Source organism: Bradyrhizobium sp. BTAi1 (assembly GCF_000015165.1).
Taxonomy (GTDB): domain Bacteria; phylum Pseudomonadota; class Alphaproteobacteria; order Rhizobiales; family Xanthobacteraceae; genus Bradyrhizobium; species Bradyrhizobium denitrificans.
Window position 1 is genome coordinate 861,606 of sequence record NC_009485.1, and the last position, 23,143, is coordinate 884,748.

Below are 23,143 nucleotides of genomic sequence, written 5' to 3' on the forward strand. Positions count from 1 at the left end.
AGTCTTTGCTGGGCCACCCCCAACCCCTCCCCGCAAGGGGGAGGCGGGCGCACCGTCTGCTTGGCAAAGTCAGTGGGCTCCCTCACCCGCGTCAACGCATTTGCCTTCAAGCAGGCGCGCAGCGTCGGACTCGCCTCATGACCTCCACCCGCTCCCCCACCTCGTCGCGCGCTTTTGCCGCCTTCACCGTCGTCATGGTCGCGCTGTTCATCGGCCTCGGCGTCTGGCAGTTGCAACGCCGCTCGGCCAAGCATGCGCTGATCGCCGCGCTCACCGACCGCGTCACCGCGGCGCCCGCGCCGCTGCCGCCGCAAAGCGACTGGCGCAACTTGACGCCGGAGCGCGACGAATTCCGCCGCGTCAGTTTCACCGCCACCTACGCGAAGCTGCCGGACGCGATGGTCTACAGCGCCGGCTCGGCCGTGCGCGAGGATGTCTCCGGGCCGGGCACCTGGGCGTTTCTCCCCGCGCGGCTGCCGACCGGCGAAACGATCGTGATCGATGCCGGCTTTGTCGCCAACACGATGCAGGAGCGCAGCATTCAGGACCGCCAGGTCGGAAAGCTCGTCACCGGCGAGCCGGCCACGCTGACCGGCTATCTGCGCTTTCCCGAAGCCGCCGGTTGGCTGACCGCCGCCGAAAGCCGCGACAAGCGCCTCTGGTTCACCCGTGACCACCTCGCGATGGCCAAGACGCTGGGCTGGGGCGAGGTCGCGCCGTTCTACATCGATCTCGAAACGCCGGTGCCCGACAACGGCATCCCCAAGCCCGGCCCGCTGTCGCCGCATCTGCGCGACGAGCACATGCAATACGCTTTGACCTGGTTCTCGCTCGCCGCCGCGCTGATCGCGGCATTCGCCGTGTGGGCGAGGACGCGCCGGAACGGCGCTTGATTTTTCACGCTTGACTTAGAGCGCGCTCGAACCCGTAGCCTGCCGGGCGTCGTGAATGGAGACGGGCGCGCATGAAGATCGGCGAACTGGCCAAGCAGTCGGGGCTGACGCCCCATACGATCCGCTACTACGAGCGGATCGGGCTGCTGCCCAGGGCCGCTCGGGATCATGCCCGGCAGCGAGACTACGACGCCACGATCCTCTCCTGGATCGAATTCCTCGGCCGTCTCAAGGCCACGGGAATGCCGATCCGGGACATGCTGCGCTATGCCGAGCTGCGTGCGCGCGGCGTCGCCACTGAGCCGAAGCGGCGTCGGCTGCTGGAGCGGCATCGCGAGGCGGTCCGGGCGCATGTCACCGCGTTGCAGGACTGCCTTCTTGTTCTCGACGGCAAGATCGCCGGCTATGCCGGCAGCAGCGAGAGGACGAACGACGATGACGCAATCAGCGCCCGGCCAATCCACGACGACGAGCGGCACGCAATCCGGCGCCAACCACGATCAGGATCGCCTGGCGCGCGGCCGGCGCGCGCTCGATAGGATCGACGGCGAAGCCGGTCACAACGTGATCGCGGCGCTCGCCGACATCGCGCCGGATTTCGCGACCTACGTGATCGAGTTTCCGTTCGGCGACATCTATTCGCGTCCCGGCCTCGATCTGCGCAGCCGCGAGATCGCGACCATCGCGGCCCTGACGGCGCTCGGCAATGCCAGCCCGCAGCTCAAGGTGCACATCCAAGCGGGGCTCAACGTCGGCCTCAGCCGCGAGGAGATCACCGAGGTGATCATGCAGATGGCGGTCTATGCCGGCTTTCCCGCCGCGCTCAACGGCCTGTTTGCGGCCAAGGCGGTGTTCGCCGAGGCCGACGCAAAGGCCGACGAGGCCAGATCGGTCTAAGCCGCCGGGACTATGCCGCGGGCTGGATCGATCGCACGCTGCCGGACACCCTGACCGGCGCCCCACGCGCTCCATCGAGATCGACCTGCAGGCTGCACGGCACGCCCATGTCCTCGCCTTGCCGGATCACGATCGGTGCTGCGGCCGTCCAGGACAGCTCGCGCAGATAGCCGGCGAGCGCTGCGGCCGCAGCGCCGGTCGCCGGGTCCTCGTAGACCCCGCCGAACGGGAACGGGTTGCGGGCATGGAAGAGTTGCGGCGTCTCGGCGTGCACCAGGGCGAAAGTGCAGAAGCGTTCGCGCTGCGCCAGCGCCTCGCCTCGGGCAAAGTCGTAGCTGATGGCGCCGAGGCGGCTGCGGTCGCGCAGCGCGAGGATGGGATGATCCATTCCGGCATGGGCGATGACAGGCGGGATGCGCGGATCGAGGTCGCCCTGTGATAGCCCGAACAGCGCGAGGGTCTCGTCGAGCGCCGCCGACGGCAGGGCGCGCGTCTGCGTCGGCGGCGACTGGAACGATGCGCTCCAGTCCGTTGCCGTGAGATGGCCATCGACGGTGATGTCGGCATGATTGAGCGTGAGCGCAAACGTGCCGGAGGCTTGATGCCTGGCGAGCGCGGCGCCGAGCGCGATGGTCGCGTGGCCGCAGAAATCAACCTCGGCCTGCGGCGCGAAATAGCGCACCCGCCATGTGTCGCCGATGGGCGCCGCGAACGCCGTCTCCGAATAGCCGATGTCAGCCGCCATCGCCTGCATGGTGGCGGCCTCGGGCAACGTCTCGCAGATGACCACACCCGCCGGATTGCCGCCGCATGGGCCGTCGGTGAAGGCGGCGATGTGCTGGATGATCATTCGGTGTCTCACGCTGGATGTGGGCCTGCGAAGGTCTAAGCCTCCGGCGCATGCAAGTGAAGAACGTTGCGTTGGAGAGAGCATGTCGCAGGCGCTGGTAGCCGCGAGGCGCCGTTGCGCCAGAGCAATCGAGGTCCCTCAGTTGAGGTAGTCTGGATTGCTTCGTCGCTGCGCTCCTCGCAATGACGGTGCGGTGTGAGATGTCGCCCTGCACACCAGTGTCGTCCCTGCGAACGCAGGGACCCATACCCCCGATCGATTGTGGGGCGGCAGGCTGGAGCAACGGCGTGCTTGCCACGGAGGTCGGTGGTTATGGGTCCCGGGTCGGCGTTCGACAACGCTGGCGCATTGTCGAACTTGCCCGGGACGACACCGAGGTTGGGGATGCTCCGTGGTTCGCATCGCAAGACGAGGCCTGCTGCCCTCATCGTCGGACCTGAGTCGCCCGACGGGCCGTCAGGACCTGCGCCGGCCTGCATCGCGAACTAACAAATCCGCCTGTGCCGAAATGCTCTTTTTGCCAGCCTGTCCAACGCGCTCGGCCTCTCCAGCCGGCCCGGGCAGAAATTTTTGGTTTCATTTTTTCCGAAATCGTGATTGTCTGTCGCCGTCCCGCCTCGTTGCGAGGGGCGTACGCGTCGTCACGGACGTGAGGGGGGATGCGATGGCCGCGACCGGATGCGCCAGACGAGCGCGTGTCGGTACGGACATGAAATGGCAGCGTCCTGACACCCCGATGCTGGTGTTACGTTCGCGACGGCGCCGATGCGCCGCGCGGATCATGGTGGCCAGAGAGCCCGGCGCACCAGGGAGACTGCCTATAAGTGTGAAGACCATCGCGCAGGGAAGGCCGGGTCGCTCCGGCTGAACCTGTGGTTCCTGCCCCGTGCATTGTTGTTCGCACGGGGGCCACGGGCCTCAGTCGAGGTCCGGCCTTCCCTGCGCCCTCCACATCCGGAGGGAGAATTGACGCAAAGCTCGGGCGCCGATCGCGCCGCGAGAAGGTAAAGCTGCGCGGACCGGGATAAGACCGTGCCGCGGGCGGGTGATCTGTGAAGTCGTCGGCTCTCTCCACGTCATTGCGAGGAGCGCAGCGACGAAGCAATCCAGAGTCCCGCGCACCGCCCTGGATTGATTCGCTTTGCCGCTGCGCTCGCAATGACGGAGGACCCAGCAGTGCTTTCGACGATCAATCTCGACGGGGGCCCGCATGGTTACCACATCTACCGCAGTCATCCCCGCGCAGGCGGGGCTCCAGGACGCCGCGGCGCGGTGCGGTCGACCATTGGCGGCACGGCGTACCGGATCGCCCGGTCGAACCGGGCGATGACAGTGAAGCGGGGAAGTGGCATCGGTCGACTCGCGACAGGTTGCCTGCCACCCGTCCTGTACTCGCCCGTAACCCCGCCGTAACCCGCCCTCGTGACCATTCCTGGCCCAACAACCGGTTTCGCAGCCTGCCCAAAACCATTATGGTGCCGGACCATGTTGCCGCCAGGCAGTTCCGATTTCGAGTTCAATCAACGGGTTATGGCCTGATGACGCAGGTCAGGAGAGCGGTTTGACGCGCTATGTTTCGACCCGCGGGGAGGCCCCCGCGCTCACCTTCTGCGATGTGATGCTGACCGGGCTCGCCCGGGACGGCGGCCTCTACGTGCCCGAGACCTGGCCGCAGCTGTCGGCCGAGACCATCGCCGGCTTTTTCGGCCGTCCCTATTGGGAGGTTGCGGTCGAGGTCATCAAACCGTTCGTGGCCGGCGAGATCTCCGACGCCGAGCTCGGCCGCATGGCCAACGAGGCCTACGCCACCTTCCGCCACCCGGCCGTGGTGCCGCTCGACCAGATCGCGCCGCATCAGTTCGTGCTGGAGCTGTTCCACGGCCCGACCCTGGCGTTCAAGGACGTCGCGATGCAGCTGATCTCGCGGCTGATGGACCATGTGCTGGCCAAGCGCGGCGAGCGCACCACGATCGTGGTGGCGACCTCGGGCGATACCGGCGGTGCCGCGGTCGATGCCTTCGCCGGTCGCGACAATGCCGATCTCATCGTGCTGTTCCCGCATGGCCGCATCTCCGAGGTGCAGCGGCGGATGATGACGACGTCGGGCGCGGCCAACGTGCATGCGCTCGCGATCGAAGGCCATTTCGACGACTGCCAGGCGATCGTGAAGGGCCTGTTCAATCATCACGGCTTCCGTGATTCGGTGGCACTGTCCGGCGTCAACTCGATCAACTGGGCGCGCGTCGTCGCCCAGGTCGTCTATTACTTCACCTCGGCGGTCGCCGTCGGCGCGCCGCACCGCGCGGTCGACTTCACCGTGCCGACCGGCAATTTCGGCGACATTTTCGCCGGCTATGTCGCCAAGCGCATGGGCCTGCCGGTGCGCACCTTGCGCGTTGCGACCAACGTCAACGACATCCTGGCGCGCACGCTTGCGACCGGCATCTACGAGGTCCGCGAGGTGCATGCGACGGCGTCGCCCTCGATGGACATCCAGGTGTCCTCGAATTTCGAGCGGCTCCTGTTCGAGGCCGGGGGCCGCGACGCCGGCACGGTGCGGCGGCTGATGGAGGGCCTGAAGCAATCCGGCCGCTTCGTGCTGCCCGACGCAATGCTGGCGGCTGTTCGCGCCGATTTCGAGGCCGGCCGCGCCGACGAGACCGAGACGGCGGCCGCGATTCGCGCCGCGTTCCGCGAGGCCGGCGATCTCGTCGATCCTCACACGGCGGTCGCGCTGGCCGTGGCCGACCGCGACGGGACCGACACCTCCGTGCCGAACATCGTGCTGGCGACCGCGCATCCGGCCAAATTCCCCGATGCGGTCGAGGCCGCCTGCGGAATGCGGCCGCATCTGCCGGTCTGGCTCGACGGGCTGATGACCAAGCGCGAGGAGATCAGGATCATGCGGAACGACCAGGCCGAGGTAGAGAAATTCATCCGTTCGGTCAGCCGGGCCGCCAAGCAGGGAATTGCATGATGGGCGTGGAAGTCACCAAGCTGCCGACCGGGCTCACCGTCGTCACCGATACGATGCCGCATCTGGAAACGGCGGCGCTCGGCGTCTGGGCCGGGGTGGGCGGCCGCGACGAGAAGCCGGATGAGCATGGCATCTCGCATCTGCTCGAGCACATGGCGTTCAAGGGGACGACCACGCGCAGCGCGCGCGAGATCGTCGAGGCGATCGAGGCGGTCGGCGGCGATCTCAATGCCGGCACCTCGACCGAGACCACGGCCTATTATGCGCGCGTGCTGAAGGCCGACGTGCCGCTCGCGCTCGACGTGCTCTCCGACATCCTCGCCAATCCGTCCTTCGTGCCGGAGGAGCTGGAGCGCGAGAAGAACGTCATCGTGCAGGAGATCGGCGCTGCCCAGGACACCCCTGATGATGTCGTGTTCGAACATCTCAATGAGCTGTGCTTTCCGGATCAGCCGATGGGGCGCTCCTTGCTCGGCACCGCCAAGACGCTGCAGGGGTTCGATCGCGACAAGCTGCATGGCTATCTCGCCACGCATTATCGCGGACCGGACATGGTCGTGGCCGCCGCCGGCGCCGTCGACCATCAGCAGGTGGTCGAGGATGTGACCAGGCGTTTTGCCAGCTTCAATGGCGCTCCGGCGCCGAAACCGCTGCCCGCCGCGTTCGGCAAAGGCGGCTCGCGGGTCGTGCATCGCGACCTCGAGCAGGCGCATCTGACCTTGGCGCTCGAGGGCGTGCCGCAGGCCGATCCGTCGCTGTTCTCGCTGCAGGTGTTCACCAACATCCTCGGCGGCGGCATGTCGTCCCGGCTGTTCCAGGAGGTGCGTGAAAACCGGGGGCTCTGCTACTCCGTGTATACGTTCCACGCGCCCTACAGCGACACCGGCTTTTTCGGCCTCTACACCGGCACCGATCCGGCCGACGCGCCTGAGATGATGGAGGTCGTGGTCGACATCATCGGCAACGCGGTGGAAACGCTGAGCGAGGCCGAGGTGGCCCGCGCCAAGGCGCAGATGAAGGCGGGCTTGTTGATGGCGCTGGAGAGCTGCAGCGCCCGCGCCGAGCAGCTGGCGCGCCATATCCTGGCCTATGGACGGCCGCAGACCTTGCAGGAGATGGTCGACAAGATCGAGGCCGTCAGTGTCGAGAGCACGCGCGATGCGGCTCGTGCGCTGCTCGCACGCAGCAAGCCTGCGGTGGTCGCGCTCGGCAGCGGCAGGGGTCTGGACACGGCGGTGACTTTCGCCGAAGCTCTCACCGGGTCGAAGCCGAAGGCCCAGCTGCATTGAGCACCAGTCCGGACAGGCCGAGCCTCGTGCGGCTCGCCGCGACGTGGTGTGCCGGACCGGCGCTGAGAGTCGGGGGCTGAAGAGCAGGGGGAGCATCACTGATGGCCCTGTTTCGCTTGCCATCCAACGGGCCGGCCGCGCTGGCGCCGCGCGGCAATGGCTTGATGCTGCGCGCGCCGCAGATGGCCGATTACGCGCAATGGGCGCAGCTTCGTGAGCTCAGCCGCGATTACCTGACGCCGTGGGAGCCGATCTGGCCGTCCGATGATCTGACGCGGTCCGGTTTCCGCCGCCGGCTGCGGCGCTATGCGGAGGACATCTCGGCCGATCGCTCTTACCCGTTCATCGTATTCCGCGAGCAGGATGGCGCCATGCTCGGCGGCATCACGCTCGCCAATGTTCGGCGCGGCATCGTCCAGGCCGGCACCATCGGCTATTGGATGGGCCAGCCGCATGCGCATCGCGGCTACATGACGGCGGCGTTGCGGCTCTTGCTGCCGACGCTGTTCGGCGAGCTCAACCTGCACCGGGTCGAGGCCGCCTGCATCCCCACCAATACGCCGTCGATTCGGGTGCTGGAGAAGTGCGGCTTCACCCGCGAGGGACTGGCGCGCCGCTATCTCTGCATCAACGGGGTCTGGCAGGACCATTATCTCTACGGCCTGCTGCACGAGGATTTCCGCGGCTAGCGAATGTGATCGACAGGGACGCAGGAGTGGCGGAGGGGGACTGGTTCCGCGCCTTGAAATGGGTATAGACGCCGGTGTGCAGCCGCCGTCCCGTCAGGCTCCCGAGCTTGGCGGTGTGGCGTTGGCGGGCGAGGCGGGCGAGAGCCGAGGACATCAGACGATGCGACAGACGAGCGTGGTGAGAGTTGGGACATTGGCAGCCGTGCTGCTGGCGATGGGAGCGGCCGGGACCGCCCCGCCGGTGGCAGCCCAATCCCTGACCGACCGCTTCAAGAGCCTGTTTGGTGGCGGCTCCGATGACAAGGAGCAGCAGAATCTGCCCGCGAGCGGCGGACCGCCGGTTGATCCGACCGAGGGCCTGAGCTGCCCGCCGGTGAGCATCCGCGCCGGTGCCTCGACCTATGCGGTCGCAGCGCCCGGCAAGCAGGCGGTCGGCAACGACGTGCGTTTCCAGGCGTCCATCACCAAGACGGCGCGCGAGTGCAATCTCAACGGCGCCGAGATCGTCGGCAAGATCGGGATCCAGGGCAGGGTCGTGGCCGGTCCCGCCGGTGCCCCCGCGACGGTCGACATCCCGATGCGCATCGCTGTGGTCCAGGGGGGCATCGGCGAGAAGGTGATCGCCACCAAATCCTATCGAACCACCGTCCAGATGACCGGCGACGGCAGCGTTCCGTTCACGATCGTGGCCGAGGACATGGTCTATCCGGTGCCGCCACCGGGCGCCAATGCCGACAATTACGTGTTCTATATCGGGTTCGACCCGCAGGCCCTGACCCCCGAGCGGCCGCACGGCAAGAAGCGGAAGTAAGGCTCGCGTCGGCGCTTGCCGGCGGCGACCGCGATCTTGATTTCCTGCGGTCGATCGCGTGATTTGGATTTCAAAAGCGAAGGGCCGGTGCGCTTGGATCGCACCGGCCCTTCGAAAGCTTGGCTTGATGACGGGCTGCGGCTCAGTTCAGCTTGCGGCCGACTTCGGCGATGCCCTTGGCCACCAGGTCTTCGCCGAGGCTGCCCTTGACCGACTGCGACAGCACGGTCGCGGCGGCCTGGACGGCGGCATCGGCCGCAGCGGACCTCACGTCGGCGAGCGCCTGGGCCTCGGCGAGGGCGATCTTGCTCTCGGCGGCCTTGGTGCGACGGGCGACGAAGTCTTCCATCTTGGCCTTGGCGTCCGCCGCAATGCGCTCAGCTTCCGCCTTGGCGCTGGTGACGATCTCCTCGGCCTCACGTTCGGCACTGGCGCGGCGGGCCTTGTAATCGGCGAGCACCTTGGCCGCCTCTTGCTTCAGCCGCTTGGCCTCCTCCAGTTCGTTCCTGATGCGCTCGGCACGATGGTCGAGCGCCTTCAGGACCGTGCGGTGGACACCGAGATAGGCGAACAGGCCCATCAGGATCACGAAGGCAATCGCAACCCAGGTCTCCGGATCAGCGAGCAAATGCATCAGGCTGTTCCCTTCAATGATGCATCGACCGCAGCCTCGACCGTCTTGCCCGCAGGGGCCTTACCGGTGAGCTGCTGCACGATCGCGCTGGCGGCGTCAGCGGCGATGCCGCGGACATTGCTCATTGCGGTCGCACGCGTGGTGGCGATGGACTTCTCAGCCGCCGCGAGCTTGGCCGCGAGGCTGTCTTCCAGCGCCTTGCGCTCGGCGTCCGAAGAGGCCGCGAGCTTCTCGCGGGTCTCGGCGCCGATCGCCTGGGCGCGGGCGCGGGCTGCCGCCAGCTCGCTTTCATACGCCTTCATCGCGGCTTCGGATTCATCATTCAGCCGCTGCGCTTCGGCCAGATCGCCGTCGATCGCCTTCTGGCGGGCGTCGATGACACCGCCCACCTTCGGCAGCGCCAGACGCGAGACGATCACGTACAGCGCAACAAAGGTGATCACCAGCGAGACGATCTGGGAGGGAAAGGTTTCCTTCTGGAAGGGAGGGAAACCGTGCCCGCCTTCGGCCTCGGTATGGGCGCTTGCCGTGCCCTTGGCCTCGCCATGACTTTCAGCCACGGGCTTCTCCTCTCCGGCTCAGGCCGTCTTAGACGGCGTACAGCAGGAGCAGTGCGATCAGCAGCGAGAAGATGCCGAGCGCTTCGGTCACCGCGAAGCCGAAAATCAGGTTGCCGAACTGGCCCTGGGCGGCGGACGGATTGCGCAGAGCGGCCGACAGGTAGTTGCCGAAGATGATGCCGATGCCGGCACCTGCGCCACCCATGCCGATGCAAGCAATGCCTGCGCCAATGTACTTCGCTGCAACCGGATCCATGAAACGAACTCCTTTGAGGGGTTTGGTAGAGAGGGCCGGATCAGTGGCCCGGATGGATAGCATCGTTGAGATAGATGCAGGTGAGGATCGTGAAGACGTAGGCCTGAAGGAACGCAACCATCAGCTCGAGGCCGGTCAGGGCGACCGTGAGGCCGAGCGGCAGCAGCGCGCCGACCTTGCCGACGAAGCCGAGCGCGCCGAGCATGGTCACGAAGCTCGCGAACACTTTCAGCGTGACGTGGCCGGCCAGCATGTTGGCGAACAGACGGACGCTGTGCGAGATCGGGCGGGAGAAGAAGGAGATGATTTCGATCACGACCACCAGCGGCAGGATCACCGCGGGGATGCCGGAGGGGACGAACAGCTTAAAGAACTTCAGGCCGTTCTTGTAGAAGCCGTAGATGATGACCGTCAGGAACACCAAGAGCGCCAGCGAGAAGGTGACGATGATGTGGCTGGAGACGGTGAAGGTGTAGGGGATGATGCCGACGATGTTCGAGACGAAGATGAACATGAACAGCGAGAACACCAGCGGGAAGAACGTCATGCCGTGCGAGCCGGCGCTGGTTCTCAGGGTGTTGGCGACGAATTCGTAGGACAGCTCGACCACCGACTGGAACCGGCCCGGGACGAGCGCGCGCCCGGCGGCCAGCATCATGCCGGCGATCAGGACGACCGCGAGCAGCATGTACGCGGTGGAGTTGGTGAAGGCGATCTCCTGATTGCCGATATGGCCGATCGTGAAGATCTTGTTGAGGTGGAATTGATGGATCGGATCGATCATCCGCGTGGCGTCTCAGTTGTTCACCGGCCACGCCGGCGCTTTGCAATTCACTCGTTTGTCTTCCGCGCTGAGGTCTGCCGCACATGTCTCATTGGCGGGACCTGTCGGGAGCTATGCCTGCAGATCTCACCACGTTCAACACGCCGGCGGCGAAGCCGAGCAGGAAAAACACGATAAATCCGAAGGGCGATGTCGACAGCAAGCGGTCGAAGCCCCAGCCAAGCACCGCGCCGACGAGGACACCGGCAATCAACTCGGAGGACAGTCGCAGTCCACGCGCCATGGCCGAAGCCCGGGCTGCTGTGTCACCGCTGCCGTTTCCAGGTTGATCAGCCCCGATCTTTCGGCCGTCCCGCATTTGGGACAACCGCTGGTCGAGACTTCCGAGCCTTGCGGAAAGCGCAACCTCATCAGGCGACTTGTCGCGATCTCCGGGTCCGCTGCGCTCGTTCGTGCCATCCGACATCTGTGGAGACCCGATCCGTTGCTGCGAGTTTCAGGAAATAGCGCCCCATCGCCCTTTAAAGCCGCGCGGACCATACTGACCGCATCCCCCCAAGTCAAGATTGCGTGTTGATCTGTTAGATGCCTGAATTTGCTCGTTTTCTCGGCTTTTTCGTCAGATCGGTCGCGGGTGTCACCGCGCCGCATCAACAGCGTTCTCGGCGGTTGCGATCTTGCGTCCTCCGGAGCCCTCTGATCCGATGCCGCTGAACCCGAACCGGGGTGGGACTCCGCATGCCGCGCCACATCGACTATTATTTCTCGCTGCAATCCCCATGGGCCTATATCGGTCATCGCCTGTTCCGCGACATTGCCGCCAGCCATGGCGCTGCCGTGGCCGTCAAGCCGGTGATGCTGCTCGATCTGTTCGCCGAGACCGGCGGCCTGCCGCTGGCGCGGCGTCATCCGGCGCGGCAGCGCTACCGTATCGTCGAGCTGAAGCGCTGGCGCGACAAGCGGGGGCTCGATTTTCATCTCCAGCCCAGGAACTGGCCGTTCAACGCCCGGCTCGCGGATGGGGTGGTCATCGCCGCAATGCAGGCGGGGCTTGATCCGGAGCCCTATCTGCAGCGCGCCTTCCCGGCGATCTGGGAGCAACAGCTCAATCTCGGGGACGCCGAGGTGATCACGCGCTTGGCCGATGCGGCCGGACTGCCCGGGCGCGATCTCGTCGCCAAGTCGGGGTCGGACGCGGTCGCGGCGGTCTACGAGCAGAATCGCCAGGATGCCATCGCCGCCGATGTGTTCGGCTCGCCCGCTTATGTGCTGGACGGCGAGATCTTCTGGGGCCAGGACCGGCTCGAGCTCCTGGCCGACGCGTTGAAATCCGGCCGCTCCGCCTATACGTCCGAGCCATAGGTGCGAGCTGTGGCAGGTGACCGCACCTCGCGCAACATCATGGCGGCGACACAAAATGAGCGTGCATGGCGGCCATCGCGACCGCATTCTGGAGAGCGAGCCATGAGTCTCACGAAGCCATACCGGCGGCCCCTCATTGCGCTCCTGGCGTTGAGCTGCCTGGGCGGAGAGGCCTGGGCTGCGGAAGAGACCACGCCCGATGGCGACAAGGGGCGCTACACGATGTCGACGACGCCGGACGGCGTGGTCCGGCTCGACACCAGGACCGGTGCGGTCTCGACCTGCAACAACAACGCCGGTTCCGGCTGGGCGTGCTACGCCGTTCCCGACGAGCGGGCCGCGTTGGATGCTGAGATCGGCCGGCTGCAGGCAGAAAACGAAAAGTTGAAAGCCCAGCTGGCTTCGCGCGATCAGAGCGTCTCCGGCAAGATCGACGAGCCGCTGCCGAAGGACCAGGCGCTGCCAAAGTCCGATCAGTTGAAGAAGGCCGAGCCGAAAGCCGGCGAATCGAAATCGACCGATGGAACGCGCAAGCTCGAGATCCCGTTGCCCAGCGACCAGGACATGGAGCGCATGATGGGCTTTCTGGAGCAGGCTTGGCGCCGGCTGCTCGACATGGCCGCGCGGGTGCAGAAGGACGTCTCGGGCAAGATCTGACCCCGCGTCGAGGAGGCTGGACGCATGATCGCACGATCCATCACGCGGACGGCGCCTGCGGCGGTGCCCATCACCACGGTCGTGACCTCGACACTGGCCGTGCAGACGCCGGGCCGCGGCTTCAGTGATCTCACGCGCGAGGTCGACGCCTTCCTGCGCGATATCTCCGCGAAAGAAGGGGCGGTGACGGTCTTCATCCGGCACACGTCGGCGTCGTTGACGATCCAGGAGAATGCCGACCCGACCGTGCTGCGCGATCTCACCTCGGCGCTGGCGCGGCTGGCGCCGGAGAATGCCGGCTGGGTGCATGACACCGAAGGTCCCGACGATATGCCGGCCCACATCAAGACCATGCTGAGCGCTGTCTCGCTCCAGGTACCGGTGCAGGACGGCCGGATGCTGCTCGGCACCTGGCAGGCGATCTATCTCATTGAGCATCGCGCGCGTCCGCATCGGCGCGAGGTGGTGCTGCAGTTCATCGGCGCGGTCTGAAGTCAAAAGACAAGACCCATCGGCTGAAATGCGGAACGGCCGCGGAGTGATCCGCGGCCGTTCTCTGCAATAGAGAGGCGAGCGGGGTCGCCGCTCGCATCGTGATCAGGTCGACTGGATATCGACGTCCTTGGTCTCCGGCAGGAACAGGAAGCCGACCACCGCGGTGATGACGGCGAACGTGATCGGGTACCAGAGGCCGGCATAGATGTCGCCGGTCGAGGCCACGATCGCGAAGGCCGTTGCGGGCAGCAGGCCGCCGAACCAGCCGTTGCCGATGTGGTAGGGCAGCGACATCGAGGTGTAGCGGATCTTGGTCGGGAACAGTTCGACCAGCATCGCGGCGATCGGGCCGTACACCATGGTGACGAAGATCACCAGGATGAACAGCAGGCCGATGATCGCGGCGACCTGCGGACGGAAGACGTCGAACGGATGCGCCATCTTCACGATCCCCGGGTTGCCGGCCTTCGGATAGCCGGCGTCGGCGATCGCAGCCGTCAGGGCCGGATTGCTGGTCTTGGCGTCGGTGTAGGGCACTTCCTTGCCGTTCAAGGTGACCTTCACGCCGGAGCCGGCCGGGCCAGGAACGGTCGAGTACTTGACCGAGGACTGGGCCAGGAAGGCGCGGGCGGTGTCGCAAGGCGCGGTGAAGACGCGGGTGCCGACCGGGTTGAACAGGTCTCCACAACCGGCCGGATCTGCCACGACCTCCACCTTCACCGACTCGATCGCCTTCTCCAGCGCCGGGTTGGCGTTGCTGGTGATCATCTTGAAGATCGGGAAGAAGGTGAGCGCCGCGATCAGGCAGCCGCCCATGATGATCGGCTTGCGGCCGATCTTGTCGGAGAGGATGCCGAACACGATGAAGAAGCCGGTGCCGAGCAGCAGCGACCAGGCGATGAGCAGGTTGGCGGTGTAGCCGTCGACCTTCAGGATCGATTGCAGGAAGAACAACGCGTAGAACTGGCCGGTGTACCAGACGACGCCCTGGCCCATGGTGGCGCCGATCAGGGCGAGCAGCACGATCTTGCCGTTGCCCCAGTTCGCGAACGCTTCCGTCAGCGGCGCCTTGGAGCTCTTGCCCTCTTCCTTCATCTTCTGGAACACGGGCGATTCGTTGAGGCGCAGACGGATCCAGACGGAGACACCGAGCAGCAGCACGGACACCAGGAACGGCACGCGCCAGCCCCATTTGGCGAAGTCGGCCTCGCCGATGATGGTGCGGGTGAACAGGATCACCAGCAGTGACAGGAACAGGCCCATCGTGGCTGTCGTCTGGATGAAGGAGGTGTAGTAGCCGCGCTTGCCCATCGGCGCATGCTCGGCGACATACGTGGCGGCGCCGCCATACTCACCGCCGAGCGCGAGGCCCTGCAACAGGCGTAGACCGATCAGGATCACCGGCGCGGCGAAGCCGATGGTCTCGGCGTTCGGCAAGATGCCGACGATGAAGGTCGACAGACCCATGATCAGGATCGTGACCAGGAAGGTGTATTTGCGGCCGACGATGTCGCCGATGCGGCCGAACACGATGGCGCCGAACGGGCGGACCAGGAAGCCGGCGGCGAAGGCCAGCAGCGCGAAAATGTCGCGGGTGGCCGGCGGATAGCTACTGAAGAACTGTGCGCCGATGATCGAGGCGAGGGACCCGTAAAGGTAGAAATCGTACCACTCGAAGACAGTGCCGAGAGAGGACGCCAGAATGACGAAGCGCTCGTCCTTCGTCATGCCTCCCGATCTCGCTTGTGTGGCGACCATTGTTGACATTGGCATTCGCTCCCCAAGATCGTTGTGCTGATGGTTTCGTCCCCGCATGCCGGACTTGGACGGCGCTGGTCGCGGAGACCTTGGCGCTTAAGTAACATTGCAGTGAAACCCGGCCCAATACGACTTTCGGCCCTGGCGGCTGCGGCGCACGGAAACATGGGGACATTGCGGCGGATCAAGTTCGCCTAACGGTCGCCGCGTTACCGATGTTGCGCCGCACAAGGCGCAGATTAACCGCTCTTCCTGCAAGTGGAATTGCATGCTTGCATGCAACCAGTCGCCGGGCGAGTATTTCACAAAAGCCGGGCGGCGTGCAGCTGAGGCGCGTGGCCGGCGTCGTAAGGTCAAGTCAGAATTCATGGCGGCTGCCACCACCCACCTTGTCATTGCCGATGATCACCCGCTGTTCCGCAACGCGCTGCGGCAGGCGGTCACGAGCGTGCTCGCGGAGGCCGTGGTCGACGAGGCCGGCTCCTTCGAAGACCTGACCACGCTGCTGGAGAAGGATTCCGAGGTCGATCTCGTGCTGCTCGACCTGACGATGCCCGGCATTTCCGGCTTTTCCGGGCTCATCTACCTGCGCGCGCAATATCCGGCGATCCCGGTCGTCATCGTCTCGGCCAGCGACGATGGCGCGACAATCCGCCGCTCGCTCGATTTCGGTGCCTCCGGCTTCATCCCGAAGCGGTTCGGCGTCGACACGCTGCGCGACGCCATCACGAAGGTGATGGATGGCGACGTCTGGGTGCCGCCCGACACCGACCTTGCCGCCGGCGCCGATCCGGAGATGACCAGGCTCCGTGACCGCCTGGTCACCCTGACCCCGCAGCAGGTGCGGGTGCTGATGATGCTGTCCCAGGGGCTGCTCAACAAGCAGATCGCCTATGAGCTCGGCGTCTCCGAGGCGACCATCAAGGCGCATGTCTCGGCCATCCTGCAGAAGCTCGGCGTCGAGAGCCGGACGCAGGCGGTGATCGCCGCGGCGAAGATCGCAGGCTCCGCCTGGCGGCAGGACGCGCCGACGGGGAAGTGAGGAGATGATCGCCTGTTGATCTCGGCGGTCGCCAACCTTGAACCGCATGCATGGTATGCGACCGAGTGATTGAGTTCGGCGAATTGTTTGCGGCCGTCCTGGGGACGTGGCTTGCGACGGTCCGTGAGGAAAAGGTCTGTCTCCACGGCGGGATCGCTGGTCCTCTCCAACGCCACGCTGTTCCTGGTCCTCTGTAGCGCGAGTTGCAGAACTCCCCCTCATGGTGAGGAGCGGCCGAAGGCGCGTCTCGAACCATGAGGCCCCCTGTCCGGGCCTCGCCCTTCGAGACGCCCGCCCGCGCGGCGGGCTCCCCAGGGTGAGGAGCGACATCGTCGGCGCGAAAGCCACAGGCTCGGAGCTGAGCGCGAAACCAAGTCATTCGGTCGATCCATCGCGCCACGCTTTTCCCGCCTCGCGGCGCAATCAGCGTCCGAGTTTTGCCAATCATTCGCCCTCCGGAAAACTGAGGGCGCAGAGAAGGCCGGGCGCTGGCCGCGCCCGTGGCCCGCCTGCAGCAAAAAAAGCAGGCGGCAGTCACCACAGGTCTGGCCGAACACATCGGCGGGCTCAACCCGTCGTCAGCAACATCGTCGTCACCGACTTGGCATCAGCACCGGGATGACAGGACCACACGGCTTGACCGTGCGCACCGGATCGTTCGTCCGCAGGCCAAAGTCCGCTGCGCCCCGGCGCGCCCACCGCATCCCGCGCCCCACGTTCGTGACGATCGCGAAGCGCCCCTCATGGCGGGCACGGGACGATGCAGGGATAGCATTATTTCTGGAAAACAGAAATGGATGTCTGTCTGCTGAGCCGGGGATTTCGATGCGCTGGGCGACCTCGGGAGCTGCAGGCTGTACGTCCTACGAACGTTCGATCATTCATAAACAGGTACCTTGTAAAACAAGGTACCTTGCGATACCTTACTGTCATGACAGAGCAGATGCAGGTCCAGCTCAAGAAGGGGGCGCTCGAATTGTGCGTGCTGGCGCTGTTGGCGCGGGGCGAGAGCTATGCCTACGAGATTGCCAGCTCGCTGTCCGCCGGCGTGGGCATCGGCGAGGGGACGATCTATCCTTTGATGCGGCGCATGCAGGACGACAAGCTGGTCGAAACCCGTCTGGCCGAATCCAATAGCGGCCCGCCGCGCAAATATTATCGGCTCACGCCCGCCGGCCGTGCCGCCTTCGCGGCGCAGAAGCGCGAGTGGCGCATGTTTTCCGATGCCGTCAACACGTTGCTGGGAGAACGCTGATGGACCGCGCAGCCTTCCTGGGCCTCCTCAAGGATGGTCTCGCCGGTTTGCCTGCTGATGATATCGACGAGATCGTCGCGGACTACATGTCCTATTTCGATGAAGCCGCCGCGTCGGGGCGCGACGAAATAGAGGTGGCCGCGGCGTTGGGCGACCCGCGCCGGCTGGCGCGCGAGCTGCGCGCCGAAACCGGGCTGCGCCATTGGGAGACGCACCGCAGCCTGGGCAACTCCGCTGCCGTGCTGCTGGCGCTGGGCGGACTGGCCACCGTCGACATCCTATTGCTGTTGCCGCTGCTGTTTGCCGTCCTGCTGGTGACCCTGGCGCTCGGCCTCATCGTCTTCGTGCTCGGAATCGTCGGCCTCGGGCTGCTGCTCAGTCTCCTGAAGATTGGGCACTTCGCCTCGATCGCCGCGATGGCGCTGCGGGCGGTGGCTGGCATCGGGCTCGTCGCCGGCAGCATCGGCTGCGGCGCGCTGCTGCTGCTGGCGCTCAATGCCGCGGTGAGGATGCTCGGAAATTATGCCCGGCTGCACTACCGGCTGCTCAGGCCGGAACACGACCTGGCTCAATCATAGATCAGAGGGGTGCGCGATGAGTGGACGACTCGGACGAATTGCCATGGTGTCACTAAGCGTCGCCGGGCTGTGCGGGGTCATTACCGCGCTGGCCTCGGCGCAGGACTGGGTCGAGGGTGGTGATCTGCCCTGGACAGGCCTCTCTTGGGTCAGAACCTCCTGGGCGGGCGCATCGCGCAGCTGCACCGCGCTGCCGGGGGCGAACAAGACCGGCTCGCGCGAGCGTCGCACGGCCGATCTGGCCTGGTCAGGCAGCGACGCCGTCATGATCAGGATTCCGGCGCAGGTGCATTTCAGGCCGGGGCCATCGCCCAAGGCGAGCGTGACCGGTGACGCCGACATCGTCGAGCACGTCCGCCTGCGGGACGGCCAGCTCGCATGGGACACGGCCGAGTGGGGCCACGCGATCGACTGTCTCCAGCCGGACGATCTCGTCGTCCAGCTCTCCGGCCCTGCGGTCACCGCATGGACCGTGAGTGGATCGGCCGCCCTCGATCTCTCCGATCTCCACCAGGACGTGGTGCGGATCACGGCGCGTGGCAGCGGTGCCGTGACGGCCAGCGGCGACGTCCGCGACGTCGCCGTCGAAGCGGCCGGCTCCGGCCAGGTAGACCTCGGCCGTCTGGTCACCCAGACAGCCACGGCGAACCTGCACGGCGGCGGCAATCTCAGGCTTGCCGACGCCAAGCAGGAGTCGCTGCGCCTCACGCTGCACGGCAGCGGCGCCGTCAGCGCCGGCGGAACGGCGCATGAGGTGTCGCTGGACTCGTCGGGCTCCGGGCGTGCCGATCTCGGCCGGCTGGTCGCCGATCGCGCCAGCGCAACGGTCCGCGGCAGCGGCGACGTCGACCTCGCGCCGCGCCAGGATGCCGACATCTCCGTTTCCGGGAGCGCCGTCGTGCGGCTGCACGGCACGGTGGCGCGGATCAACTCGCACGTCTCGGGATCAGGACAGGTCAAGCAGGTGCCGTAGGCTCATCGCCCGAGATGCATCAGCCAAGGAGGACCCCGATGTTCGCTGTTATCCGCGCCTGCCAAGTCTTCTCGATCCTCGCCGTCTGTCTCACTGCCACGCTGACGCACGCCGCCGGTCTGCGAGCGATCGACATTGCCGCGGCGTCCGACGGTCCGGAGATCCATGGCATGGTCTGGTATCCATGCGCGGAACAGCCGACCGAGATCCCCATCGGCGGCGGCTTCACGTTGACGGGGGTGAAGGACTGCCCCCTCATGGGCGGGCATCTGCCGCTCGTTGTCGCCTCGCATGGGCGCGGCGGTTCGCTGCTCAGCAATCGCGATACGGCCGAGGCGCTTGCCGACCACGGCTTCGTGGTCGCGGCGATCAATCATCCTGGCGATACCGCGCGGGATCGGAGCAGGTCGGGCGATCTCTCGGTGTTCGTCGAGCGGCCCGCCGACATCAAGCGGCTGATCGACTTCATGGTCGGCCCGTCGCCCTTCGCGGCCGACATCGATCGCGACCGCATCGGCTTCTTCGGCTTTTCGCGCGGCGGCTACACCGGGCTCGTGCTGCTCGGTGCCGATCCGGATTGGGCGGGAGCGGCGTCCGATTATTGTCAGCCAATCCGGAGACTGTTCTGCCAGGAGATCCTGGACAAACGAACGCCATCGCAACCGCTGACGCATGATCCGCGGATCAAGGCTGCGGTGCTCGCCGATCCCTTGGCGATCTTCCTCTCGCCCGCGAGCTTCGCCCCGATCAAGACGCCAGTTCAGCTCTGGGCCTCGAGTCGCGGCGGCGACGGCGTGCTGCCCAGCCATGTCGCTTTCGTCGACGCCAATCTTCCGGCAGCACACGACTATCGCGTGGTGCCGAACTCCGGCCACTTCGCGTTCTTCCTGTGTCCGCCGGCGCTGGTCCAGGGGCAGTCCGAGCTCTGCGTCGATGCACCGGGTTTCGACCGTACGGCCTTCCACGCTGAGTTCAACGCCGAGGTGCTTGCGTTCTTCCGGACATGGCTCGTCCCCACGGCGAAGTGAGATGCGCGGCTGACGAGTCCGCAGCGATGAGCGGATGATCGTTCGGCGCCTTTGCCCACGGCCTTTGCTTGAACGTTTTCGTGAACGATTGTACCTCAAGCGGGCGTGTTTGGGGGCGTGTTGTCGTGAACGATATCGGGGAGAGCGGTCGCGGCGGGTCGGCGACGGTCAGCGTCGATGAGGTTCGCTATGCACCCGTGCCGGCGTGGGTCGACCTTGTCCCCTACGAGACGGAGCCGTCGCCCGATCAGGAGTCGGCCATCGCCAATGGCGTTTGCCGGCTGCTCTCCGACATGCAGGTCGACCTCACCGGCCCCGAGCTGTGCTGGAGCTACCGGACCGCGCAGCGGATCCTGACCAAGGAGGGCGCCGAGCGGGCGTCCCACATCGTCATCGAGTTCGATCCCGGCTACCAGAGGCTCGAGGTCCATGCGGTGCGCATCCGGCGCGGCGATCAGTCTGTCGATCATGCACGGCCTGGTTGCTTCCAGGTCTTTCGCCGCGAGCGGGACATTGAGCGCCTGATGCTCAACGGGCGTCTCACTGCCTCTTTCCTGGTGCCGGACGTCAGGGCGAACGACATCCTGGAGTTCAGCTGCTCACTCTATGGCGAGACGCCGATCCTCAAGGGCAAATACCAATCATGGGTGGCCTTCGACGGGACCAATCCGAGCTTCGACTATCGCCATCGGCTGCTGAAGCGGCGTGATCGCGCCATCGCCAGCAGGGAGTTCAACGATCCGCCGCCTGCAACGGTGAGCGTGACCGGCGAGATCGAGGAGATTTGTCGACGTCTGCGCGGCCAGAGAAAGCGCGGCCCGAGCGCACCGTTGACGCCGTCCTGGGAGATCGAAGACCCAGCCTTTCAGCTCAGCGAGTTCGTTGGATGGAGCGATGTCGCGGGCCTGATGGTGGCGGCCTATGACAGCGCCGAGATTCCTGCGACATTGGCCGACGAGATCGACCGGATCGGTGCGGCCCATCCCGATCCGGCGCAACGCGCGGCCGAGTGGCTGCGCTTCGTGCAGCGCGAATTGCGCTATTTCTTTCTCGCATTGGGAGAGGGCGGCCTGGTGCCGCGCGAGCTCGATGCGATCTGGGCCGGTCGGTTCGGCGACTGCAAGGACAAAGCGCGCCTCTATGTGGCTGGCGCGCGCCGCCTCGGCCTGGAGGCTTGCGCGGCCCTGGTCTCCACGACGCATGGCCGTACGCTCGACCGGGTGCTGCCGAGCCCGGCCGTGTTCGATCACTGCATCGTGCGTGTCCGGCTCGACGGCAAGAGCTACTGGCTCGATCCGACGCTGCCGCTGCAAGGCGGTGGCCTCGACCAGATCGAGCTGCCCCATCTCGGATGGGCCTTGCCGCTGGCCGCAGACGCCTCGCAGCTGGAAAAGCTGCCCGAGCAAGCCGTCAGGCATATCATCCATTGCCACGATGATTGGCGCATCGGTCCTTCGCGCCAATCTCCGGCCTCGCTGCATCGCAGCCTCGAGTTTTCGGCCTGGGGCGCCGACCACATCAGAAACCTGATTGCGAATGAGGGCGAGGCCGGCTTCTCGCGAGCCTTGCTGCGTCAGTTGCAGGCGAGCTGGCCGGCGGCGGCCGAGTCCGCGGCGATCGCGATCCAGGATGATCAGTTGCAGAACAAGATCGTCGTGGATGCCCGATATACGATCAGTGACTGCTGGCGAGCATCCGACACGCCGGACAAGATTCAACTGCAGTTCGTCGAATCCAATATCAGCACGGACTTGTCGGGCGCCGGCCTGGCCGCCCGCGAGCACGATATCTATGTTGGACGCCCCCGACGGCTCTCCTGGCTGCTTCACGTCGAACTGCCCCGCGCTTGGCCGCGAGCGAAAGCTGACGAAACCCATGCCTTGCCCGGGCTGACGCTGACCAGCCGGTACGGCGTGGACGGCCGTCATGTCGACAGCTTCAAGGAGCTGACCGTCGAGACGTGGACGTTGCCGCGCGCCAAGGCCGAGGATTATGATCTCCTCGTGAAATGTGCGCAGCAGAACATTCTCTCGATCCAAGCCTCGGCCAAGCACGACAAGGTCCGTGCGCCCGGCTTCCGGTCCAACCTGAACCTGAATATCTCGGTGTATGTCGCGTTTCTGGTTCTCTGGTTCGTCTACAACGTGCTCCGGACCTTGTTGACGTCCGGCAGGCATTGAACCGGCGCGCACAGGTGGTGATCGGGACGGCGGGGCAGGCGTTCGGCGGCCGCCCGCATCGCCCATGGTGATGATGCCCTGGCCGCCAGCGCCTACCGCAGATCCTTCATCTTCAAGTAGACGACGATCTCGAACAAGGGGCCGTCGTCATCCCGCACCGTCACCTTGATCGCCGATCCGTTGGCGATGAAGAGGTCCTCGGCGATGGTGGTCGCGGCCCTCAGCGCCTCGCGGCGGGCGGCGGCGGGGTCAAGAAAGTCTGCGCCGTCATCGTCATTCGCAGCGTAGAAATCGTCCCGAATGTCGAAGAAGTAGCGCATCAGAGAGCCGGATCCAGATGAAGATACAGAGGGTCGAAATCGGCGGCGTGACGCAGTCCTTCGAGGTCGAAAATCGTGATCGCGCCACGCTCGATCTCCAACAGCCCCTTCGTGCGAAGCTCCTGTAGAACTCTATTCAAATGAACCGTGCTTGTTCCTATGGCTTCGGCGAGAACGACCTGGGTCGCCGGGAACTTGAAGGACAATCCGGTCACGCGCCCCACCGCGGCGAGCCGCTCGTAGACCTCGACGACCAGATGTGCGAGCCGGCTCGCAGCCTCGCGCCGCCCGACATTGCAGATCCATTCCCGGAACAGCGCGGCATCGATCAGGGTGTCCCGCCAGAGCGCTTCGGCCACGTCCGGATTGTTCCTGACCACTGCGCGCAGCGGATCGTGCGGAACAAAACCCAGCGTGCAATCCCCCAGCGTCGTGACCTCATGGTCGAGCACGTGAAGGTAGAGGCTCTGCAGATCGGGGATGTCGCCCGGCTGATGAAACGCGAGAATCTGACGGCTGCCCTCGCCGACGATCTTCGAGCGCTGCACGAAGCCGTCGACGATAAGACAGCAGACGGCGGGCCGGTCGCCGGTCGCGACGATCGTCTGCCCGCCCTCCATCCGCCTGATCGTGATCGGAAGCCGCCGGATGCTCTGCTCGACCTCCGGCGAAAGGTCGGACGTCAGGCGCAGGCGCTTGAGCAAAGGTGCAAATGGATCAATCGTCATGGTTCGCTCCCAGCCGAAAAACGGCTGACGGGGCGGCAAGGTTCCAGCGGCGAAGGGGACGGTCACGCGCCACCTCTGCGCGTCCTGGCTGTAGGGTCAGCCTTGACGAGGTCGCCGACACGCCGCG

At 65.8% G+C, this 23,143-nt stretch carries 25 protein-coding genes; 16 read left to right on the forward strand and 9 right to left on the reverse strand.

Translation table 11 applies throughout. The features are described from left to right. The first annotated feature begins 137 nt into the window (after positions 1-137). The 3 genes from BBTA_RS03920 (at position 138) to BBTA_RS03930 (ending at position 1,790) form a co-directional block, all read left to right on the forward strand. Positions 138-893, forward strand: coding sequence for an SURF1 family protein (locus BBTA_RS03920; RefSeq protein WP_012041148.1), 756 nt, complete (start codon positions 138-140; stop codon positions 891-893). 71 nt (positions 894-964) lie between these two features. Further along, positions 965-1,432, forward strand: a complete 468-nt coding sequence (locus BBTA_RS03925) for a MerR family transcriptional regulator (protein WP_012041149.1) — start codon at positions 965-967, stop codon at positions 1,430-1,432. Then, complete coding sequence (locus BBTA_RS03930) at positions 1,329-1,790, forward strand: carboxymuconolactone decarboxylase family protein (protein ID WP_049795294.1); 462 nt, start codon at positions 1,329-1,331, stop codon at positions 1,788-1,790. Before BBTA_RS03925 ends, BBTA_RS03930 begins: the two co-directional genes overlap by 104 nt. Positions 1,791-1,800: 10 nt before the next feature. On the opposite strand, the gene BBTA_RS03935 is transcribed toward BBTA_RS03930, so the two are convergent. After that, positions 1,801-2,640 (reverse strand): PhzF family phenazine biosynthesis protein, encoded by an 840-nt coding sequence (locus BBTA_RS03935; RefSeq protein ID WP_041750307.1) that lies wholly within the window; start codon positions 2,638-2,640, stop codon positions 1,801-1,803. A 1,561-nt stretch (positions 2,641-4,201) separates the two neighbouring features. Between BBTA_RS03935 and thrC the strand changes: the two genes are divergently transcribed. The 4 genes from thrC (at position 4,202) to BBTA_RS03955 (ending at position 8,406) form a co-directional block, all read left to right on the forward strand. Next, positions 4,202-5,617 (forward strand): threonine synthase, encoded by a 1,416-nt coding sequence (thrC, locus tag BBTA_RS03940; RefSeq protein WP_012041152.1) that lies wholly within the window; start codon positions 4,202-4,204, stop codon positions 5,615-5,617. Further along, entirely contained in the window at positions 5,617-6,906 is a 1,290-nt protein-coding gene (locus BBTA_RS03945; protein WP_012041153.1) for a pitrilysin family protein, read from the forward strand. Before thrC ends, BBTA_RS03945 begins: the two co-directional genes overlap by 1 nt. A gap of 101 nt (positions 6,907-7,007) precedes the next feature. Next, complete coding sequence (locus tag BBTA_RS03950; RefSeq protein ID WP_012041154.1) at positions 7,008-7,595, forward strand: GNAT family N-acetyltransferase; 588 nt, start codon at positions 7,008-7,010, stop codon at positions 7,593-7,595. Between the two features lie 193 nt (positions 7,596-7,788). Continuing rightward, a complete protein-coding gene (locus BBTA_RS03955; protein ID WP_012041155.1) occupies positions 7,789-8,406 on the forward strand; it encodes a hypothetical protein in 618 nt (205 codons plus the stop codon). A 142-nt stretch (positions 8,407-8,548) separates the two neighbouring features. Here BBTA_RS03955 and BBTA_RS03960 read toward each other — a convergent pair whose 3' ends face one another. The 5 genes from BBTA_RS03960 to BBTA_RS03980 form a co-directional block, all read right to left on the reverse strand. Beyond that, entirely contained in the window at positions 8,549-9,040 is a 492-nt protein-coding gene (locus tag BBTA_RS03960) for an ATP synthase subunit b 1 (RefSeq protein WP_012041156.1), read from the reverse strand. Then, positions 9,040-9,600 (reverse strand): ATP synthase subunit b 2, encoded by a 561-nt coding sequence (locus tag BBTA_RS03965; protein WP_012041157.1) that lies wholly within the window; start codon positions 9,598-9,600, stop codon positions 9,040-9,042. Before BBTA_RS03965 ends, BBTA_RS03960 begins: the two co-directional genes overlap by 1 nt. Before the next feature lie 28 nt (positions 9,601-9,628). Beyond that, positions 9,629-9,856: a F0F1 ATP synthase subunit C gene (locus BBTA_RS03970; RefSeq protein WP_006615622.1), complete on the reverse strand. Its 228-nt coding sequence runs from the start codon at positions 9,854-9,856 to the stop codon at positions 9,629-9,631. Positions 9,857-9,896: 40 nt separating this feature from the next. Beyond that, positions 9,897-10,640 (reverse strand): F0F1 ATP synthase subunit A, encoded by a 744-nt coding sequence (locus BBTA_RS03975; RefSeq protein ID WP_012041158.1) that lies wholly within the window; start codon positions 10,638-10,640, stop codon positions 9,897-9,899. An 88-nt stretch (positions 10,641-10,728) separates the two neighbouring features. Further along, entirely contained in the window at positions 10,729-11,106 is a 378-nt protein-coding gene (locus tag BBTA_RS03980; protein ID WP_041750308.1) for an AtpZ/AtpI family protein, read from the reverse strand. Between the two features lie 272 nt (positions 11,107-11,378). Between BBTA_RS03980 and BBTA_RS03985 the strand changes: the two genes are divergently transcribed. The 3 genes from BBTA_RS03985 to BBTA_RS03995 all read left to right on the forward strand — a co-directional run bounded on the left by BBTA_RS03985 (position 11,379) and on the right by BBTA_RS03995 (position 13,151). Next, on the forward strand, positions 11,379-12,002 hold the full coding sequence (locus BBTA_RS03985) for a 2-hydroxychromene-2-carboxylate isomerase (protein WP_012041159.1): 624 nt from the start codon (positions 11,379-11,381) through the stop codon (positions 12,000-12,002). A 102-nt stretch (positions 12,003-12,104) separates the two neighbouring features. Beyond that, complete coding sequence (locus tag BBTA_RS03990) at positions 12,105-12,659, forward strand: hypothetical protein (protein ID WP_012041160.1); 555 nt, start codon at positions 12,105-12,107, stop codon at positions 12,657-12,659. Between the two features lie 24 nt (positions 12,660-12,683). Then, a complete protein-coding gene (locus BBTA_RS03995) occupies positions 12,684-13,151 on the forward strand; it encodes a secondary thiamine-phosphate synthase enzyme YjbQ (RefSeq protein WP_012041161.1) in 468 nt (155 codons plus the stop codon). Positions 13,152-13,256: 105 nt separating this feature from the next. Here BBTA_RS03995 and BBTA_RS04000 read toward each other — a convergent pair whose 3' ends face one another. Then, positions 13,257-14,927, reverse strand: a complete 1,671-nt coding sequence (locus BBTA_RS04000) for an MFS transporter (RefSeq protein ID WP_012041162.1) — start codon at positions 14,925-14,927, stop codon at positions 13,257-13,259. A gap of 352 nt (positions 14,928-15,279) precedes the next feature. Here BBTA_RS04000 and BBTA_RS04005 point away from each other — a divergent pair, with 352 nt between their 5' ends. From BBTA_RS04005 to BBTA_RS04030, 6 genes are all read left to right on the forward strand, one after another. Further along, positions 15,280-15,954, forward strand: a complete 675-nt coding sequence (locus BBTA_RS04005; protein ID WP_012041163.1) for a response regulator transcription factor — start codon at positions 15,280-15,282, stop codon at positions 15,952-15,954. Between the two features lie 931 nt (positions 15,955-16,885). Beyond that, positions 16,886-17,209, forward strand: a complete 324-nt coding sequence (locus BBTA_RS04010; RefSeq protein WP_041750310.1) for a PadR family transcriptional regulator — start codon at positions 16,886-16,888, stop codon at positions 17,207-17,209. Then, complete coding sequence (locus BBTA_RS04015) at positions 17,209-17,787, forward strand: DUF1700 domain-containing protein (RefSeq protein WP_012041165.1); 579 nt, start codon at positions 17,209-17,211, stop codon at positions 17,785-17,787. Before BBTA_RS04010 ends, BBTA_RS04015 begins: the two co-directional genes overlap by 1 nt. 43 nt (positions 17,788-17,830) lie before the next feature. Next, positions 17,831-18,760 carry a GIN domain-containing protein gene (locus BBTA_RS04020; RefSeq protein ID WP_244424322.1) on the forward strand — a complete coding sequence of 310 codons (930 nt, stop codon included), beginning with the start codon at positions 17,831-17,833 and terminating at the stop codon, positions 18,758-18,760. Positions 18,761-18,798: 38 nt separating this feature from the next. Continuing rightward, a complete protein-coding gene (locus BBTA_RS04025) occupies positions 18,799-19,788 on the forward strand; it encodes a dienelactone hydrolase (RefSeq protein WP_049795295.1) in 990 nt (329 codons plus the stop codon). A 125-nt stretch (positions 19,789-19,913) separates the two neighbouring features. After that, positions 19,914-21,968: a DUF3857 domain-containing protein gene (locus BBTA_RS04030; protein ID WP_012041168.1), complete on the forward strand. Its 2,055-nt coding sequence runs from the start codon at positions 19,914-19,916 to the stop codon at positions 21,966-21,968. A 92-nt stretch (positions 21,969-22,060) separates the two neighbouring features. On the opposite strand, the gene BBTA_RS04035 is transcribed toward BBTA_RS04030, so the two are convergent. Together BBTA_RS04035 and BBTA_RS04040 are read right to left on the reverse strand one after the other, a co-directional pair. Then, complete coding sequence (locus BBTA_RS04035) at positions 22,061-22,288, reverse strand: hypothetical protein (RefSeq protein WP_012041169.1); 228 nt, start codon at positions 22,286-22,288, stop codon at positions 22,061-22,063. Beyond that, complete coding sequence (locus BBTA_RS04040) at positions 22,288-23,016, reverse strand: Crp/Fnr family transcriptional regulator (RefSeq protein ID WP_041750312.1); 729 nt, start codon at positions 23,014-23,016, stop codon at positions 22,288-22,290. The genes BBTA_RS04035 and BBTA_RS04040 overlap by 1 nt, the downstream gene beginning before the upstream one ends. Positions 23,017-23,143: the final 127 nt, after the last annotated feature.